Raw genomic sequence first — 18,962 nt, 5'->3', positions numbered from 1 at the left:
AGATCGCTATGGCAGCTGCAAAAGAGATACGCACCCAGATCGGGAGCATCAAGAACACGCAGAAGATCACCAGCGCCATGGAAATGGTCGCGGCGTCGAAGATGCGCAAGGCCCAGGACCTGATGAAGTCCAGCCAGCCCTATGCGCGTCAGATTCGCAACGTGGTCGCGCATGTCGCCGATGCCAACCCCGAGTACCGCCACCCCTGGATGGTCGAGCGTGAGGTCAAGCGCGTCGGCTATATCGTGGTGTCCACCGACCGCGGCCTGTGTGGCGGCTTGAACATCAATCTGTTCAAGGCCGTGACCAAGGACGCCAAGGCGTGGCATGACCAGGGGGCCGAGCTCGATTTCTGTGCCCTGGGCAGCAAGGCCGGCAGTTTCTTCAGAAGCTACGGGGGCAACCTCGTCGCGGCGAAGAGCGGCCTGGGCGAAGCGCCCGAGGTCGAGGATCTGATCGGCAGTGTGAAGGTGATGCTGGATGCCTATGACGAGGGTCGGCTGGACCGCCTGTGCGTGGTGTACAACGAGTTCGTCAACACCATGACCCAGAAGCCGGTGGTCCGTCAGCTGTTGCCCCTGTCACCCGATATGGGCTCGGATTCGAACGACGAAGAAGACAAGCGTCCCGGTAGCTGGGACTACCTGTATGAGCCGGATGCCAAGGCGCTGCTGGATAGCCTGCTGGTGCGATTCGTCGAATCGCAGGTCTACCAGGCGGTGGTCGAGAACGGAGCCTGTGAGCAGGCCGCCCGAATGATCGCCATGAAGAGTGCCACCGATAACGCAGGCAATCTCATCGACGACCTGGAGCTGGTGTACAACAAGGCCCGTCAGGCGGCCATTACCCAGGAAATCTCCGAGATCGTCGGTGGTGCCGCGGCCGTATAAGCGCCAGGGAGGCCATGGCCCTCCCGGCATGCAGGTTTCATTTTCAGGTATTTGAGAGGAACCAAGATGAGCGGACGTATCGTACAAATCATCGGCGCGGTGATTGACGTAGAGTTTCCGCGGGACAATGTTCCCAAGGTCTACGACGCGCTGAAGGTCTCGAATGTCGAGACCGTGCTCGAGACCCAGCAGCAGCTGGGTGATGGCGTGGTGCGCACCATCGCCATGGGCTCCACCGAGGGGCTCAAGCGGGGCATGGACGTCACCAACACCGGTGCGGCCATCTCCGTGCCGGTGGGCAAGGAGACGCTGGGGCGCATCATGAACGTGCTCGGCGAGCCCATCGACGAGGCGGGCGAGATCGGTGAGCAGGAGCGCATGCCGATTCACCGCAGTGCGCCGGGCTATGCCGACCAGGCGGCTTCCAGCGAGCTGCTCGAGACCGGCATCAAGGTCATCGACCTGGTCTGCCCGTTCGCCAAGGGCGGCAAGGTCGGCCTGTTCGGCGGCGCCGGTGTGGGCAAGACCGTCAACATGATGGAGCTGATCCGCAACATCGCCACCGAGCACAGCGGTTACTCGGTCTTTGCCGGTGTCGGTGAGCGTACCCGTGAGGGTAACGACTTCTATCACGAGATGACCGAATCCAACGTTATCGACAAGGTATCGCTGGTCTACGGTCAGATGAACGAGCCGCCCGGGAACCGCCTGCGCGTGGCCCTGACCGGCCTGACCATCGCCGAGAAGTTCCGCGATGAAGGCCGTGACGTGCTGCTGTTCGTCGACAACATCTACCGCTATACCCTGGCCGGTACCGAGGTTTCCGCCCTGCTGGGCCGGATGCCCTCCGCGGTGGGTTACCAGCCGACCCTGGCCGAGGAGATGGGTGTGCTCCAGGAGCGCATCACCTCCACCAAGACCGGCTCGATCACCTCCGTACAGGCCGTCTACGTGCCCGCGGATGACCTGACCGACCCGTCGCCGGCGACCACCTTCTCGCACCTGGACGCCACCGTGGTACTGGCGCGTTCAATCGCCGAGCTGGGTATCTACCCGGCCATCGACCCGCTGGACTCCACCTCCCGTCAGCTCGACCCGCTGGTGGTGGGCGAGGAGCACTACGGCGTCGCTCGCGGCGTGCAGAACGTGCTGCAGCGCTACAAGGAGCTCAAGGACATCATCGCGATCCTGGGCATGGACGAGCTTTCCGACGAGGACAAGCTGGCCGTGTCTCGCGCGCGTAAGATTCAGCGCTTCCTGTCGCAGCCGTTCTTCGTCGCCGAGGTGTTCACCGGTTCGCCCGGCAAGTACGTGTCCCTCAAGGACACCATCCGCGGCTTCCAGGGCATCCTCGACGGTGAGTACGACGAGTTGCCGGAGCAGGCCTTCTATATGGTCGGCACCATCGACGAGGCCGTCGAGAAAGCCAACCAGATGAAGTAATCCCGTCTACCTGGGAGACGTCGTCATGACGAAAAGCTTCAAGTGCGAGATCGTCAGCGCCGAGGAAGGAGTCTTCTCCGGCCAGATCGAGCGGATCATCGCCAACGGGCGCATGGGCGAGCTGGGCATCCTGCCTGGCCACGCCCCGCTGCTGACCGAGCTCAAGCCGGGACCGGTGCGCGTGCTTCATGATGGCGGCCAGGAGGAGAGCTACTACGTTTCGGGAGGCTTCCTGGAAGTCCAGCCGGACGTGGTGACCATCCTGGCCGACTCGGCCACCCGTGCCCATGACCTCGACGAGGCGGCGGCGGAAGAGGCTCGCCAGCAGGCGCTGAAGAACCTCAACGACAAGTCCGCCGAGCTGGACTACACCCGGGCATCGGCCGAACTGGCCGAGGCCGTGGCCCAGCTGCGTACGATCCAGCAGCTACGCAAGAAGGCCGGCAAGGGCTGATCTTTGCCCCAGCGTGAAGTCTCGCGCCCCCGGCTCGACGGTAATGTCGAGCCGGGGGCGTTCTTGTCTCTATCATCCCGGTGACCTGACCCTGGGGCGCCGAGGAGCATGCCATGTCCCTCACCGATATTCTCAACACCCATCGGGCCACACTCTGCCAGGCGCTTGCCGAAGAGGAGAGTGAGCGCGCCACTGCGCTGCTGTCCGAGCTGCGCTCGGCGGATATCGCCGAGATCCTCGGGGCCGTCCTGTCCGAGGACGAGGAGCCGTCCCGCACCCTTGCCCTGATGGAGTACCTGCCCCTGGAGCGGCGTGCCAGTGTGCTCGGGCATCTGCCCGGTGATACCCAGCGGGTGCTCGCCGAGGCGATGAGCGATGAGCGCCTGCTGTTGACCCTCGAGGAGATGGGCTCCGACGAGCGTGCCGACCTCTTCAACCTGCTCGACGAGGATCGCCGCCAGAGACTGCTGCGGCGCATGGCCCGACGCGAGCGGCAGGAGCTCAAGCGTCTGGCCAGCTACGAGGAGGGGACCGCCGGGGCGATCATGACCACGGACTACGTGGCCATCCCCAGCGGCATGACGGTCTCCCAGGCGATGATGCGGGTTCGCCAGACGGCGCCCGATGCCGAAACGGTCTATCAGCTCTATATCATCGATGGCCATGGACGATTGGCCGGCACCCTGTCGCTGCGTCAACTGATGGTGGCGCCACCCGGAGAGCAGATCGACGAGCTGATGATCCGCGATGTTATCCACACTTCGGTCGATGAGCTTCAGGAGGAAGTGGCACGCATCGTCGCTCGTTACGACCTGCTGGCGCTGCCGGTGGTGGATGGCGATGAGCGGCTGGTGGGGATCGTCACCCACGACGATGCCATGGATGTGGTCGAGTCCGAGGCCACCGAGGATTTTCACAAGGGGATGTCGATCGGCACCCTGGAGGGTGGCGTCAGCCGCGTACCGCTGTGGAGCCTGTATCGCAAGCGAGTTACCTGGCTGGTGCTGCTGGTATTCGCCAACCTCTTCTCGGGGGCGGGGATCGCCTACTTCGAGGAGACCATCGCCGCCCAGGTGGCACTGGTGTTCTTCCTGCCCCTGCTGATCGGCAGTGGCGGCAACGCCGGCGCACAGGCCGCCACCCTGATGGTGCGTGGCATGGCGACCGGCGATGTGGGCATCAAGGACTGGGGAAAGCTGATGGGACGTGAGATGCTGGTGGCGGGCTCGCTGGGGCTGACCATGGCCCTGGCGGTGGCGCCCATCGGGGTCATGCGCGGCGGTGAGGCGCTGGCCCTGGTGGTGGCGATGAGCATGGTCACCATCGTGCTGTTCGGCAGCCTGCTGGGCATGTGCCTGCCCTTCCTGCTCGACCATCTGGGCTGGGATCCGGCCACTGCCTCGGCACCGTTGGTGACCACCCTGATCGATGCCTCCGGCGTGCTGATCTACTTCGGTATCGCCACGACGATCCTTGGCACATGAGCCTTGACCCGATGGCAAGCGGGGCGGACAGCTCGGTCGCGCGGGTGTATCCTCTGCACGGCGTGGCGCCTACGGGTGCGGGCTTCATCTGACAGGAAACTACCATGGATTGGCTTCAGGTCGTCATACTCGCGATCGTACAGGGACTCACCGAATTTCTGCCGGTCTCCAGCTCCGCTCACTTGATCCTGGTCCCGGTCCTCACCGACTGGAGCGATCAGGGGCTGGCCTTCGATGTGGCGCTGCATATCGGCAGCCTGGCGGCGGTGGTGTTCTACTTTCGTCAGGAGCTCGTGAAGATGACGTTGAGTTGGTCGGGTTCGCTGGTGGGGCGCGGCGTGGATGCCGATGCCCGCCTGGCCTGGTGGGTGGTGCTGGCGACGATACCCGTGGGGCTGGCGGGGTTGATCTTTCATGATGATATCGCGGAGGGGATGCGTTCGCCGCTGATCATCGCCTTCGGCCTGATCGCCTTCGGCCTGCTGCTGGCCTATGCGGACCTGCGCCATCGTGGCAGTCGCGACGAGTATCAGCTGACCCTGCGCGATGCCCTGCTGATCGGTCTGGCCCAGGCGCTGGCGTTGATTCCCGGAACCTCGCGCTCGGGCATCACCATCACCGCGGCGCTGTTGATGGGCATGAACCGTGAGGCCGCGGCGCGCTTCTCATTCCTGATGTCGATCCCGGTGATCGTGATGGCCGGCGGGATGGAGGTCGTGGCACTTGTTCGTGATGCCGCGGAGGTGGAGTGGGTTACCCTGGTGGTGGGGGGGCTGCTCTCGGCTATCAGCGCCTACCTCTGCATTCACTACTTCCTGGCCTTTATCAAGCGGGTCGGCATGCAGCCCTTCGTGATCTACCGGCTGCTGCTTGGCGCCTGGCTGCTGTGGCTATTCTGGTAACACCCTCTGTGAGGAGTCCGGCGTGATTCGACCCCTGCTGTTGCTGCCCACGTTACTGCTGTTGCTTGCGCTATCGGCCTGCTCCGAGCGCGACCGGCCGCTCGACGCGCCGGTACGCCTCGAGGGCGCCATCTTCGGCAGCTTCTACCAGGTGACCATTGTCGATCCCCTGACCCGCGGTGAGGCCAGCGCCCTGGAAGAGGGGATTCTTGGCGAGCTCGAGGCGGTGGATGCCAGCATGTCGCTCTACCGCGATGACTCCGAACTGATGGCCTTCAACCAGGCACCGACCGGGGAGTGGCAGCCACTATCCGATGCGCTATACGAGGTCCTGGCCATCGGCCGGACCGTGGCCGTGGAGAGCGGCGGAGCCTTCGACATGACCATCGGCGGGCTGGTCAACCTGTGGAGTTTCGGTGCCGAGGCTCGTCCCCGGGAGGTTCCCGCCGACGCCGAGCTGGCCAGGCGCCTGGCACAGGTCGGCACTGACGCGCTGGAGCTCGACGCCCAGCAGCGTGAGGCAAGGCGTACGCGCGAGGTGACCGTCGACCTGGGTGGGGTCGCCAAGGGCCACGCCACCGATCGGGTAGCCGCCTTTCTCGACGCCGAGGGGGTCGAGCACTATCTGGTGAACCTCGGTGGTGACCTGCTTGCCAGCGGCTACCGAGACGGCGAGAAGGAGCCCTGGCGCATCGGTATCGAGGCGCCCCTGGAGGATCGGCAGGAGGCGCAGTATATGCTGTCGCTGCACGATATCTCGGTGGCGACTTCCGGCGACTACCGCAACTATTTCGAGGAGGAGGGGCGGCGCTACTCCCACACCCTGGACCCACGCAACGGACGGCCAATCACCCATCGCCTGGCGTCGGTCAGCGTCTTCCATACCTCCAATGCCTGGGCGGATGCCTGGGCCACGGCACTGACGGTACTCGGCGAGGAGGCGGGCATGGTGCTGGCCCGTGAGCACCAGCTGAGTGCGCTGATGATATTACGCGAGGAGGATGGCTGGACGAGCCGGGTCACTCCCGCCTTCGTCGAGCAGTTCGGCAAGGCGCGGGTCGAGGAGCTTGGTCTCGAGGTCGCGGACAGCAACGCCTCCCGGCAAAATGAACAACAGGATCAGGAGTGAAGGATGACGCTTGATGTCGTGATACTGGCCGCCGGGCAGGGTACCCGGATGCGCTCGACCCTGCCCAAGGTGCTGCACCGTCTGGCCGGCAAGCCCATGGTACGCCACGTGATCGATACCGCCGCGGGACTCAGCGCCGAGCGCACCCACGTCGTGGTGGGCCATGGCGCCGAGAAGGTGCGTGAGGCCCTGGCCGACTGTCGTGTGCACTTCGCCCTGCAGGCCGAACAGAAGGGCACCGGCCATGCCGTGGCCCAGGCGCTCGACGGGCTCGGCAATGGCAAGGTACTGGTGCTCTACGGTGATGTTCCCCTCATTCACCGCACGACCCTCGAACGACTGCTGGAGGGTGTCGACGACGATCACCTGGGCCTGCTCACCGTGACCCTCGATGATCCCAGCGGCTATGGGCGCATCCTGCGCAATGCCGAGGGGCAGGCGGTGGCCATCGTCGAACACAAGGACGCCAGCGAAAGCGAGCGTGCGGTGCGAGAGTGCAATACCGGCATCATGGCGATGACCGCCAGCCAGCTGCGCCGCTGGCTGCCGCGACTCTCCGCCGACAATGCCCAGGGCGAGTACTACCTCACCGACATCATCGCCATGGCCGCCGCCGAGGGCGTCAGGGTGGTCACCGCTCAACCGGGCGACCCGGTCGAGGTGGAGGGGGTCAACAATCGCCTGCAGATGTCGCGTCTCGAGCGGGCCCACCAGCGGGCCATCGCCGAAAAACTGATGACCGAGGGCGTGGCGCTCGCCGACCCGTCGCGTCTCGATGTGCGTGGTACCCTGCGCTGTGGTCATGACGTGGAGATCGACGTCGGCTGTGTCTTCGAGGGCGAGGTGGAGCTGGGCGAGGGCGTTCGCATCGGGCCCCACTGCGTGATTCGCGACAGCCATATCGGCGCCGAAAGCGTGATCGAGCCCCATAGCGTCATCGAAGGGGCGGTGATTGCCGGACATGCCACCATCGGCCCCTTCGCGCGCCTGCGGCCCGGCTCGCGCCTGGCGGTAGGGACCAAGGTCGGAAACTTCGTCGAGACCAAGAACGTCGAGGTGGGTGAGGGCAGCAAGATCAACCATCTGAGCTATGTGGGCGATGCCCGCCTGGGGCGCGGTGTCAACGTCGGTGCGGGCACCATCACCTGCAACTATGATGGTGCCAACAAGCACCATACCGAGATCGATGACGAGGCCTTCATCGGCTCCAACAGTGCTCTGGTAGCGCCGGTAAGTATCGGGCGGGGAGCCACCGTGGGGGCCGGCTCCACCGTGGCCAAGGATGTGCCCGACAACTCCCTGGCGGTGACCCGTGCCCGCCAGATGACCAAGGCGGACTGGCCCCGGCCCCGCAAGCAGGACGACTAAGGAGAGAGAGCGATGTGTGGAATCGTCGGAGCCGTTGCCGAGCGTAACGTGGAAGGGATTCTTCTGGAGGGCCTCAAGCGCCTGGAATATCGTGGCTATGACTCTGCGGGCATGGCGGTGCTTGATCCCGACGGCAGACTGCAGCGGTGCCGGGCGATGGGCAAGGTGGCGGCCCTGGAGGAGCGTCTGCACGCTGAGCCGTTGGCCGGTCGCAGCGGGATCGCCCATACCCGCTGGGCGACCCATGGTCGACCCAGCGAGGTGAATGCCCACCCCCACCAGTCCGGCGAGCGCCTGGCGGTGGTGCACAATGGCATCATCGAGAACCACGAAGCCTTGCGTCGTGAGCTCGAGGCCGAGGGCTACCATTTCACCTCCGAGACCGACACCGAGGTGGTGGCGCATCTGCTGGAGCGCGAGAGCCGCCAGGCGGGTGATCTACTCACCGCGGTACGCGGCATTCTCGCTCGACTGGATGGGGCCTATGCGTTGGGAGTGATCCACGCCGATGAGCCCGGCGTGATCATCGGGGCCCGCAAGGGCAGCCCGCTGGTGGTCGGGGTGGGCATCGGCGAGGCCTTTCTTGGCTCCGATCCGCTGGCCCTGCTGCAGGTCACCGACCGTTTCATCTACCTGGAGGAGGGAGATGCGGTTCGCCTCTCCGCCGGTGGCCGCATCGAGATCTTCGATGCCGACGGCGCGGCGGTGGAGCGTGAGGTAACAACCTTCGAGCATGGCGATGGCGCGGCCAGCAAGGGCGAGTACCGTCACTTCATGCTCAAGGAGATCCACGAGCAGACGGCGGTGATCGGCGCGACCCTGGAGGGGCGTCTCGGGGAACGTTCGGCGCTGGTGGAGAGTTTCGGTCCCGAGGCCGAGGCGCTCTTCGGGCAGGTCAGGCAGATCCATATCGTTGCCTGTGGCACCAGCTATCATGCGGGCATGGTGGCGCGCTACTGGCTGGAGCGCTATGCCGGCGTTCCGGTGCAGGTGGAGGTCGCCTCGGAGTATCGCTATCGCCGGGTCGTGGTTCCCGAAGGGACCCTGTTCGTGACCCTGTCCCAGTCCGGCGAGACCGCCGATACCCTGGCGGCGCTGCGCTTCGCCAAGGCGGGCGATTATCTGGCCAGCCTGGCGATCTGCAACGTGCCGGGCAGCTCCCTGGTGCGCGAGTCGGATCTTTCCCTGATGACCCATGCCGGGCCCGAGATTGGCGTGGCTTCCACCAAGGCCTTCACAACGCAGCTTACCGCCCTGCTGTTGTTGACTCTGGCGTTGGGGCGCGTCAAGGGCCTCGACGAGACCGTGCAGGCCGAGATGGTCACGGCGCTGCGCGGCTTGCCGCGGCTGGTGGAGCGTGTGCTGGCGCTGGATCCGGCCATCGAGGAACTCTCCATGGCCTTCGCCGAGAAGCAGCACGCCCTCTTCCTGGGGCGTGGGGCTCACTTCCCGATCGCCCTGGAGGGCGCGCTCAAGCTCAAGGAGATCTCCTATATCCACGCCGAGGCCTACCCGGCGGGCGAGCTCAAGCATGGCCCGCTGGCACTGGTCGACAGCGAGATGCCTGTGATCTCGGTGGCGCCCAATGATGAGCTGCTCGACAAGCTCAAGTCCAACCTGCAGGAGGTGCGCGCGCGCGGCGGTGAACTGTTCGTGTTCGCCGACGAAGGGGTGGGTCTCGAGGCCTCCGAGGGCATTCGGGTGCTGCGCCTGCCCCGGGTGCATGAGGCGCTGGCACCGATCGTCTATACCTTGCCGCTGCAGTTGCTCAGCTACCATGTGGCGGTCCTCAAGGGCACCGATGTGGATCAGCCGCGCAACCTGGCCAAGAGCGTGACGGTGGAGTGACGGCCCCGCGTGCCGAACCGCCGCTCCATCTGGGGCTGCCCATGTGGGCCAATCCCGACTGGCGCGGCGGACTCTATCCTCCTCATGGCGGTGGACTCGAGGAGTATGCCCGGGTCTTCACCTGTGTGGAGGGCAACACCACCTTCTACAGCGGCGCGCCACGCGCCGACATCGTGGCGTCCTGGGCCCGTCAGGCACCCCCGGGCTTTCGTTTCTGCTTCAAGTTGCCCGCTGCCCTGACCCATGAGCGTCGTCTGGTGGGTATCGAAGCCGAACTCGATGCCTTCCTCACGGCACTCGAACCGCTGCACGGCCGCCTGGGCCCGTTGATGGTCCAGCTTCCTCGAGATTTCGGTGGCGATGAACTGCCTCGTCTCGAGGCGCTGCTAGCACGCTGGCCGGCCGGCACTCCCTGTGCGGTAGAGGTGCGTCACACTGATTTTTTCCACAAGGGGAGCGTCGAGCGCCATTTCAACAGGATGTTGATAACTCGCGGCGTGGATCGGGTGATGCTCGATGTGCGACCCCTCTTCGCCACCCCGGCCGGTGAGCATCCCGGCCTGCAACAGGCGCAGCGCGAGAAGCCGAAACGCCCATTACACGTGCTTTCCACGGGAGCCCGACCCCTGGTGCGCTATATCGGTCATCACGACTCGACCATCAATGAACATTACTTCGCCGCCTGGATCGATCGCCTTGCCCTGTGGATAAAACAGGGGAAAACCCCTTATCTGATGGTGCATACACCGGACAACCGGCAGGCACCCCAGCTGGCGCGGCGCCTCCACGACCGCCTGGCAGAGCGACTGGCCCTGCCTCCCTTGCCGGCCTTCCCCGGCGAGGCCCAGACCAGCCTGTTCGGGAGTTGATGCCTGCTTCCACCTGCTCCTAAAGAGCAAGTGCCAAACCACAGAAGACGCTGGCCATCGAGTGTTTGATCGGATAGTTTTATGGTCCGGAGCGCTCATACCCCCGGATTCTGACTGGATTTGGCGCCGAACCTGCGTCGATCTTGCGATGGTCCTGCGCTCCTGCGCTCTTCGGTCAATGGCCACCCGCCGACGATCGTGAAGCGCAACGGCAGTGATCCTGCCCGGATCCTGTCATGCTCTGGACGGTGTCATGTAATCCATGACGCTCTGGACGTGGCAATGACAAGCACAAGCCGCCAACGCACCGGATCGGTCGCTGGCGACACGTACATACAGGGTGAAACATGTCCAAACTCTCCCATGCACAGTGGTCATCGAAGATGGCCTTTATCCTGGCAGCCACCGGTTCGGCGGTGGGGCTGGGCAATATCTGGCGCTTCTCCTATATGGTAGGGGACAGCGGGGGCGCGGCCTTCGTGCTCATCTATCTGGCCTGTGTGGCCCTGGTCGGCTTGCCGATCCTGGTCGCCGAATGGCTGATCGGCCGCCGTGGCCAGAAGAACCCGATCAACTCGATGCTCGACCTGGCTCGTCAGAGCGGTCGTCTGCCGGCCTGGGCACTGGTCGGGGTCAGTGGCGTTCTGGGTGCCTTCCTGATTCTTTCCTTCTACAGCGTGATCGGTGGCTGGTCGCTCTTCTATACCCTGGGCTCGGTCACCGGCAAGTTCACGGGCATGGACTCCGATGGTGTCGGCGCCATCTTCAGTGGCCTGCTGGGTAATGCCACCGCCTTGACCCTGTGGCATACCGCCTTCATGGCGCTGGTGATCTTTATCGTGGCTCGCGGCGTGACCAAGGGCCTGGAGGGTGCCGTCAAGACCCTGATGCCGGCACTGGTCATCCTGATGGTGGTGCTGGTGATCTATGGCATGACCACCGGTCACTTCGGTGAGGCCATGGCCTTCATGTTCAGCCCCGACTGGAGCGCCATCAACGGTGAGGTAGTGCTGGCCGCCATGGGGCAGGCCTTCTTCACCCTGTCGCTGGGCATGGGCATCATGCTGGCCTACGGCTCCTATCTGGGTGAGGACGTCAGCCTGATCAGCACGGCACGCACGGTGATCATTCTGGATACCGCCATCGCGCTGCTGGCCGGCATGGCGATCTTCCCCATCGTCTTCGCCAATGGCCTGAGCCCGGGCGAGGGGCCGGGGCTGATCTTCGTTACCCTGCCGCTGGCCTTCGGCAACATGGCATGGGGTACCATCCTCGGCCTGGCGTTCTTCCTGCTGCTGACCTTCGCCGCCCTGACCTCGGCGATCTCGCTGCTGGAGCCGACGGTGGAGCTGCTCGAGGAGCGTACGCCGCTATCTCGCGTCGCGGCTACCCTGGTGGCCGGTGTGGCGGTCTGGGTACTGGGTATTGCGGCGCTGATGTCGTTCAACGTCTGGGACGAGTTCCTGATCCTGGGGCTGAACGTCTTCGACTTCCTGGATACCCTTACCAGCAAGTTCATGTTGCCGCTGACCGGCCTGGGCGCGATCCTGTTCGTGGCCTGGCGTCTCGACCGCGACAGCGTGATCAACGAGCTGGGGCTCTCGGCCGGTCAGGCCCAGGTGTGGCAGGTGGTGTCTCGTGTGGTGGCACCGATCGGGGTGGTCGTGGTGTTCGTCTACGGCCTGGTCTAGGCTCGCCGACCATCACGGCACTGGCTTCAAGCCCTGACGAGCCCCGCCTTGGCGGGGCTCGTTGCATATCGTGGTGTGACGTCAGTGCATGGCGTCTTCGGTGAGCTCGGCTTCTGGCAACTCGGCGATCTCCCGAGCCAGCTGCTTGAACTCGCTGTGGAGCTCGATGCCACGCCGGGCGCGCAGGTGACGCTGGGCGGCGGTGCGGGTGCGCTCTTCGTGCTCATGGACTTCCATGCTCATGAAGATGTCGAGAAGTTCACTCTTCAGGGAGGTTAACCGTTCGGTCTTGTGCATGATTGACTCTCTCCTTGGACGCTACGCGACACTGCATTTGTTACTATACATCACTTGACAGAATGATGACGGCGTGAGTCTTTTTCTCATGACGCTGCCTCAACGCTCTCCGGGCGGAGGCGCACTGCCCATATGGCCCCGCCTTCGGGCATACTGTAGTTGGATACCATGAGTCAGATACCATGATCGTTCGTCATCGCATTGCGGTGGCCAGCCAAGGAGTTCCGTGTGAGTCGTGCCCTGTTCGATGAGATGAGACACCGCATGGAGCACTTCCGCCGCTCCGAGCAGAAGGTGGCGCGCTTTGTGTTGCGCAACCCCGAGGAAGTGATCCATATGCGAATCGTCGACCTGGCGACCGAAGCCAAGGTCAGCGAACCGACGGTGGTGCGCTTCTGCCGGGCGTTGGGCTGCAACGGCTTCCAGGACTTCAAGCTCAAGTTGGCGCAGATGCTGGCGACCGGCAGCCAGTTCGCCCAGTTCTCGATGAACGACAGTGATTCGGTGGCGGAGTTTTCCCACAGCATCTTCGACTCCACCGTGGGCACCCTGCTGTCGGTGCGTGACCGTCTCGACAACGAGGCGCTGAGCAAGGCGATCAATGCCCTGGCCATGGCCAATCGGGTCGAGTTCTACGGCTTCGGGGCCTCCGGCGCGGTGGCCTTCGATGCCCAGCACAAGTTCTTCCGCCTGCAGATCTCCACCGCCGCCTATGCCGACCCGCATATGCAGAACATGTCGGCGGTGACCCTCAAGGAGGGGGACGTGGTGGTGGCAATCTCCCAGACCGGCCGCACCCGGGCGCTGGTGGCCAGCGTGCGCCTGGCACGGGAGGCTGGTGCCACGGTGATCGGGCTGTGCCCCGACGGTTCTCCACTGGCCGAGGAGGTGACCCTGCCGCTCTATATCGACGTTCATGAGGACACCGAGATCTACACGCCCATGAGCTCGCGCATCGCCCATCTGGTGCTGGTCGATGTGCTGGCCGTGGGCGTGGCCAAGACCCGCGGTCCCAAGCTTGCCGAGCAGCTACGTGAAGTGAAGAAGAGTCTGACACCGCTGCGTTTTCCGGAGCAGGACGGCAAGCCCTGAGCCGGCTGCGCCGGCACAGGAGCTTTAAGCTGTAAGCCTCCCTTGCCGCTAGGCTTGGCGTTGATATCCTGGCTTACGGCTTACGGCTTACGGCTTACGGCTTACGGCTTACGGCTTACGGCTTACGGCTTACGGCTTACGGCTTACGGCTTTCGGCTTGCCCTTGCCCTTGCCCTTGCCCTTGCCCCTTGCCCCTTGCCCCTTGTCCCTTGCCCCTTGCGGCTATGCTAAGCTGTTCGCCCATTTTCCGAGCAGCGATGCCTTCCCATGGACGACGTCACGGCGATCCTCGACCACCTGAATGCCGCCCAGCGCGAGGCAGTCAGCGCCCCCCAGGGCAATATGCTGGTGCTGGCCGGGGCCGGCTCCGGCAAGACCCGGGTGCTGGTGCAACGCATCGCCTGGCTGATGCAGGCCGAGGGGCTCTCTCCCTATGCGGTGCTGGCCGTGACCTTTACCAACAAGGCGGCCCGCGAGATGCGCACGCGCCTGGAGGCGTTGGTAGGCACGTCACTGCGCCATGTCTGGGTCGGCACCTTCCACTCCATCGCCCATCGCCTGCTGCGCACCCACTGGCAGGACGCTCGCCTGCCCCAGCATTTCCAGATCATCGACAGCGATGACCAGCTGCGTCTGATCAAGCGACTGATCAAGGAAAACGACATCGATGACGAGCGCTTCCCGCCTCGTCAGGTGCAGTCGTTCATCTCCGGCTGCAAGGAGGAGGGGCTTCGCCCCCATCAGGTCAATGTGCATGGCGATGCCTACCTGGGCCAGATGGTCGAGCTCTTTGATCGCTATCAGCTGACCTGCGAGCGTGGCGGCCTGGTCGACTTCGGCGAGCTGCTGCTGCGTAGCCTTGAGCTGCTGCGTGACAACCCGGCGCTGCTGGCCCACTACCAGCAGCGCTTCGCCCATGTGCTGGTGGACGAGTTCCAGGACACCAATACCCTGCAGTACGCCTGGCTCAAGCTGCTGACCGGCATGACCACCCCGATGACCGTGGTGGGTGACGATGATCAGTCGATCTATGGCTGGCGTGGCGCTCGTGTGGAGAACATCCGCCGCTTCGAGCGCGAGTTCCCGCAGACGAAGACGGTGCGCCTGGAGCAGAACTACCGTTCCACCAGTGCCATCCTTGAGGCCGCCAACGCACTGATCAGCCACAATGCCGAGCGCATGGGCAAGACGCTATGGACCGCCGGCGAGCGCGGCGAACCGATCTCGGTCTACAGCGGCTTCAATGACCTCGATGAGGCGCGCTTTATCGTCGATACGTTGCGCGAACGGGTCGAGGAGGGTGTCAATCGCCGCGAGATCGCCATTCTCTATCGCTCCAATGCCCAGTCGCGGGTGATTGAGGAGACCCTGATCCGCCAGGGCGTGCCCTATCGTATCTATGGCGGTCATCGTTTCTACGAGCGCCTGGAGATCAAGAACGCCCTGGCCTACCTGCGACTGCTGCTCAATCGCGATGATGATGCCTCCCTGGAGCGGGTGATCAATGTGCCGGCCCGGGGCATCGGCACGCGAACCGTGGAACTGCTGCGCCAGCGTGCCCGCGAGGGGAGCGTCTCGCTATGGCAGGCGCTCCATGATGGTCTGGCCGACGGCGCCCTCAAGGGGCGTGCCGGCACTGCCCTGCAGGCCTTCGCCGATCTGATCGATACTCTGGACAACGATGGCGCCGGCCTCGCGCTCCACGAGATCATCGACCATGTGATTGCGCGTACCGGGCTACTCGAGCACCATCGCAATGAAAGGGGAGAGAAGGGGCAGGCGCGGGTCGAGAACCTCGAGGAGCTGGTCACCGCGGCCAGGGCCTTCACCCAGGGTGACGCCTTCGATACACCGGAGGCTGGCGAGGGTGCCACGGCGCTGGAGGCCTTCCTCTCCGAGGCGGCGCTCAACGCCGGCGAGCATGAGGCCGACGAGTTCGAGGATAGCGTTCAGCTCATGACCCTGCACTCTGCCAAGGGTCTCGAGTTCCCGGTGGTGTTTATCGCCGGGGTGGAGGAGGGGCTCTTTCCCCACCGCATGTCGGCGGAGGACCCGGGCCGCCTGGAGGAGGAGCGTCGCCTCTGTTATGTGGGCCTGACCCGCGCCATGCGCAAGCTCTATCTGACCCATGCCGAGATTCGCCGGCTGCACGGGAAGGAGACCTTCCAGCGCGCCTCGCGCTTTCTGCGTGAGATTCCCGAGGAGTATCTCGAGGAGGTGCGGCTGCGCGGCCAGGTATCGCGACCCGTCACCACGTCGCGCCCCACCGGGCTGCGCCAGAGCGAGGTCAACGGTGGTGATGACCTGCCCTCGCTCTCCCTCGGGCAGCGGGTCAGTCATCCGGTATTCGGTGAGGGGGTGATCCTCAATGCCGAGGGCGAGGGTCCCCGGGCGCGGGTGCAGGTCAGCTTCGCGGGGGAGGGGGACAAGTGGCTGGTGCTGGGCTTCGCCAAGCTGACACCACTGTGACATTCAGGGTGCCTGAGTTTCCGTTGACGTTCACGGCAGCTGGTGGCTTGTGGGTCTGTTCACGTCTGGAGCATACTGCCAGGCGGACACAGCCGCGCGACAGGCGCGGCACTCGCATAATAATCCGTACGGAGTGATGCCTGAATGCAACGTCGCAAGTTCTTGACCACCCTGGGTGCCGGCGCCGCCGGTGTGGTCGCTGCCCCCTTCGTCTCCACCGCCAAGGCCCAGGAGACCATCACCTGGAACATGGTCACCTCCTGGCCCAAGAACTTCCCGGCCCTGGGTACCGGTGCCAGCGAGTTCGCCAAGCGCATCGAGACACTCTCCGGCGGTCGCATGCGTATTCGCGTGCATGGTGCCGGTGAGCTGGTACCGGCACTTGAAGTGTTCGATGCCGTGGCCGCCGGTACTGCTGAGATGGGCCACTCCGCCTCCTACTACTGGCGTGGCAAGGTAGCGGCGTCACAGTTCTTTACCGCCGTGCCTTTCGGCATGACGACTCAGGAAACCAACGCCTGGCTCTATTATGGCGGCGGTCAGGAGCTGTGGGACGAGATCTATGCCAAGCACAATCTCAAGCCCTTCCCGGTGGGCAATACCACCACCCAGCCCGGAGGCTGGTTCAAGAAGGAGATCAACTCCCTGGAGGACCTGCAGGGGCTCAAGCTGCGTCTGCCCGGCCTGGCCGGTGAGGCGATGAACCGTATCGGTGTCACCACCGTCACCATGCCGGGCTCGGAGATCTTCACCTCCATGCAGACCGGGGTGCTGGATGCCGCCGACTGGGTCAGCCCCTACAACGACCTGGCCTTCGGTCTTCACCAGGTGGCCGACTACTACTACACCTCGGCCTGGAACGAGCCCAGTGCGATCCTCGAGGGAACCGTCAACCTGGAGGCCTGGAATGCCCTGCCCGATGACCTCAAGGCGGTGGTGACCGAGGCGGCTCGGGCGGCCAACCTGGCGATGGTCAGCGAGTTTACCTTCCGCAACGCCCAGGCCCTGGATACTCTGGTCAACGAGCATGGTGTCAAGCTGCGCATCTTCCCCGAGGATGTGATGAAGGCGCTCTACGACTCCTCCCAGGAGGTGATCGCCGAGCAGGTCGAGAGCGATCCGGACTCGAAGAAGGTCCATGACTCCTACGTCGCCTTCCAGAAGCTGGTGCGGGCGTCCAACGATGCCGGCGAATTTGCCTACCTCAAGGCGCGTGAGGCGGTGCAGTCCTGAGGGCATGATGCCTCGCGAGGCAGATAGGCCACGGCTCCCGCCGTATGCCACTGAACCGGCATGAAACGGCGGCTATCGGCCGGGGGTGTTTGAAAAGCAGAGCGGGGGCGCCGAGTAGCGCCCCCGCTCTGCTTTGGTAGAAGCGATCAGCGATCAGGTCTCGCGACGTACTGCGCGGATGCGCCCATTGTCATCCATGGCCACCATCACGAAGCGAGCCTCGGTCACCTTGTGGAGCTCATCGGGATTGCGTTCATGGGGTTGGCGGATCCACACCTCGACGTCGATGCGGATGGAGCTATGGCCGATCTCCACCAGGCGGGTGAAGATATTGACCGTGGAGCCGACCCGCACCGGACACAGGAAGTCCATTGCCTCGATAGCCACGGTGGCGGTGCGACCGTTGGCCTCCCGGTCGGCCGCCAGCTCGGCGGCCTGATCCATATGAGCAACCAGCCAGCCCCCGGCGATATCGCCGTGGAGATTGGTATCCTGGCGACTGGCCAGCAGCTTGAGAGTCAGCTCTCCCCGTGGGCGCGGGCTGTCATCGAGTTCTGTCATGAAGGTGTCATCATCCTGGCTTGTTATTGGGGGCGAGACCGGACCCATGGTAAACCCGGGCTTGCTCACCCTCCAGCCCCGTGTGAAGTGTGGCAGGGTAGAGGATAGCGAGAAGCTGTTGCCCAAACTATCAGTCGACAGGCCGCGGGCGCGGCTCCGCAGTCGGCCGTGGGGTAGCATGGGTAGAGGACGGCAGGGCGAGGGGAGGCCACATGGCCAGAGTCGATGAGCGCAGATGGTTACGCTGGATGTCACCGCTGCTTGGCGTGCTGCTGCTTCTGCTGACGGTACGGGTGCCGGCGGATGATGTCATCGGACCGCTGAGTGCAGTGGGATCGGACACCCTTGCGGGCCCCATGCTGCGCTGGGGGGAGCGGCTGGCCGAGCGCCACCCGGGGGTGCGCCTGCAGCTTCAGGCCAGTGGCTCGGCCAGCGCCCCGGCCGCGCTGACCGCTGGCACCGCGCGCCTGGGCGCGATGTCGCGGCCCATGAATGATCACGAACGCGAGGCCTTCATCGCCCGCCATGGCTACTCCCCCGTCGAACTGAAGGTCGCCCGCGATGCCCTGGTGGTTATCGTGCATCGCCACAATCCGCTGGAGAGCCTCGGCCGTCGGGAGCTGGATGCCATCTTTTCGGAGTCGCGTCGCTGCGGTGCCGACCAGGGGATCGAACGCTGGTCTCAGCTGGGGGGCATGCTGCCGGCGGACCGTATCGTGCTGCATGGACGCAACGTCGCCTCGGGAACCCATGATCTGTTTCGCAGGCGGGCCCTGTGTGGTGGTGGTTTCCGGGTACGTCTCAACGAGCACCCCGGCTCGGCGGCAGTGGCAGCGGCGGTGGCCGCCGAGCCATCGTCCATCGGCTTCGTGGGCCTCAATCACCTGACCGCCGGCGTCAGGGCGCTTCAGCTCCATGACGCCCAGGGCCGGGTCGTCTCACCCACGCCTCGGGCCGTACGCCGCGGCGACTACCCCCTGTGGCGTTACCTCTATCTCTACGTGAACCTGCCCCCCGGCAGTGCGCTGACGGGGCCGGAGCATGCCTTCCTCGAGCTGGTGCTCTCCCCGCAGGGCCAGGCGGTGGTCGAGGAGCTGGGCTTCGTCACCCTGACCGAGGAGCGGCTGATGCAGCAGCGCGACTGGCTGGCTTCACTGCCGATGGCCGAGTAGCGCTGTCACGCGACTGTCATCGTTCTGTCGTAAAGTAGTGTTCCTGCTTCTATCATCCGC

General features: G+C 64.6%; 16 protein-coding genes. 14 read left to right on the top strand and 2 right to left on the bottom strand.

The window, feature by feature from the left end; genetic code table 11:
* Window positions 1-8: 8 nt before the first annotated feature.
* From atpG to Q0894_RS09130, 10 genes are all read left to right on the top strand, one after another.
* Entirely contained in the window at window positions 9-890 is an 882-nt protein-coding gene (gene atpG / locus Q0894_RS09175) for a F0F1 ATP synthase subunit gamma (protein WP_299234144.1), read from the top strand.
* 66 nt (window positions 891-956) lie between these two features.
* Window positions 957-2,333 carry a F0F1 ATP synthase subunit beta gene (gene atpD, locus Q0894_RS09170; protein ID WP_161423678.1) on the top strand — a complete coding sequence of 459 codons (1,377 nt, stop codon included), beginning with the start codon at window positions 957-959 and terminating at the stop codon, window positions 2,331-2,333.
* A 25-nt stretch (window positions 2,334-2,358) separates the two neighbouring features.
* Window positions 2,359-2,787 (top strand): F0F1 ATP synthase subunit epsilon, encoded by a 429-nt coding sequence (locus Q0894_RS09165; protein WP_299234135.1) that lies wholly within the window; start codon window positions 2,359-2,361, stop codon window positions 2,785-2,787.
* Window positions 2,788-2,900: 113 nt separating this feature from the next.
* Window positions 2,901-4,271 carry a magnesium transporter gene (gene mgtE / locus Q0894_RS09160; protein WP_299234132.1) on the top strand — a complete coding sequence of 457 codons (1,371 nt, stop codon included), beginning with the start codon at window positions 2,901-2,903 and terminating at the stop codon, window positions 4,269-4,271.
* A gap of 104 nt (window positions 4,272-4,375) precedes the next feature.
* Window positions 4,376-5,173: an undecaprenyl-diphosphate phosphatase gene (locus Q0894_RS09155; RefSeq protein ID WP_299234130.1), complete on the top strand. Its 798-nt coding sequence runs from the start codon at window positions 4,376-4,378 to the stop codon at window positions 5,171-5,173.
* A 22-nt stretch (window positions 5,174-5,195) separates the two neighbouring features.
* A complete protein-coding gene (locus Q0894_RS09150) occupies window positions 5,196-6,302 on the top strand; it encodes an FAD:protein FMN transferase (protein WP_299234127.1) in 1,107 nt (368 codons plus the stop codon).
* Between the two features lie 3 nt (window positions 6,303-6,305).
* Entirely contained in the window at window positions 6,306-7,670 is a 1,365-nt protein-coding gene (gene glmU, locus Q0894_RS09145; protein ID WP_299234124.1) for a bifunctional UDP-N-acetylglucosamine diphosphorylase/glucosamine-1-phosphate N-acetyltransferase GlmU, read from the top strand.
* Window positions 7,671-7,682: 12 nt separating this feature from the next.
* A complete protein-coding gene (glmS, locus tag Q0894_RS09140; protein WP_299234121.1) occupies window positions 7,683-9,518 on the top strand; it encodes a glutamine--fructose-6-phosphate transaminase (isomerizing) in 1,836 nt (611 codons plus the stop codon).
* A gap of 41 nt (window positions 9,519-9,559) precedes the next feature.
* Window positions 9,560-10,387 carry a DUF72 domain-containing protein gene (locus tag Q0894_RS09135; protein WP_299234609.1) on the top strand — a complete coding sequence of 276 codons (828 nt, stop codon included), beginning with the start codon at window positions 9,560-9,562 and terminating at the stop codon, window positions 10,385-10,387.
* A gap of 347 nt (window positions 10,388-10,734) precedes the next feature.
* Complete coding sequence (locus tag Q0894_RS09130) at window positions 10,735-12,078, top strand: sodium-dependent transporter (protein WP_299234118.1); 1,344 nt, start codon at window positions 10,735-10,737, stop codon at window positions 12,076-12,078.
* Between the two features lie 81 nt (window positions 12,079-12,159).
* Here the strand turns inward: Q0894_RS09130 and Q0894_RS09125 are convergent, their stop codons facing one another.
* Entirely contained in the window at window positions 12,160-12,375 is a 216-nt protein-coding gene (locus Q0894_RS09125) for a PA3496 family putative envelope integrity protein (RefSeq protein WP_132044663.1), read from the bottom strand.
* A 228-nt stretch (window positions 12,376-12,603) separates the two neighbouring features.
* Between Q0894_RS09125 and hexR the strand changes: the two genes are divergently transcribed.
* From hexR to Q0894_RS09110, 3 genes are all read left to right on the top strand, one after another.
* Entirely contained in the window at window positions 12,604-13,467 is an 864-nt protein-coding gene (gene hexR, locus Q0894_RS09120) for a transcriptional regulator HexR (RefSeq protein WP_299234112.1), read from the top strand.
* Window positions 13,468-13,734: 267 nt separating this feature from the next.
* Window positions 13,735-15,936: a DNA helicase II gene (uvrD, locus tag Q0894_RS09115; protein ID WP_299234110.1), complete on the top strand. Its 2,202-nt coding sequence runs from the start codon at window positions 13,735-13,737 to the stop codon at window positions 15,934-15,936.
* Between the two features lie 144 nt (window positions 15,937-16,080).
* Window positions 16,081-17,169, top strand: a complete 1,089-nt coding sequence (locus Q0894_RS09110; protein ID WP_299234107.1) for a TRAP transporter substrate-binding protein — start codon at window positions 16,081-16,083, stop codon at window positions 17,167-17,169.
* A gap of 153 nt (window positions 17,170-17,322) precedes the next feature.
* Here the strand turns inward: Q0894_RS09110 and Q0894_RS09105 are convergent, their stop codons facing one another.
* Window positions 17,323-17,730 carry an acyl-CoA thioesterase gene (locus tag Q0894_RS09105; protein WP_132044671.1) on the bottom strand — a complete coding sequence of 136 codons (408 nt, stop codon included), beginning with the start codon at window positions 17,728-17,730 and terminating at the stop codon, window positions 17,323-17,325.
* A 212-nt stretch (window positions 17,731-17,942) separates the two neighbouring features.
* Here Q0894_RS09105 and Q0894_RS09100 point away from each other — a divergent pair, with 212 nt between their 5' ends.
* Complete coding sequence (locus tag Q0894_RS09100; RefSeq protein ID WP_299234102.1) at window positions 17,943-18,902, top strand: phosphate ABC transporter substrate-binding protein; 960 nt, start codon at window positions 17,943-17,945, stop codon at window positions 18,900-18,902.
* The last annotated feature ends 60 nt before the right edge of the window (window positions 18,903-18,962 follow it).

Source organism: uncultured Halomonas sp. (genome assembly GCF_947501415.1).
Taxonomy (GTDB): domain Bacteria; phylum Pseudomonadota; class Gammaproteobacteria; order Pseudomonadales; family Halomonadaceae; genus Halomonas.
Note: the sequence above shows the minus strand (reverse complement) of the source record. Positions and strands in the feature narration are given on the sequence as shown.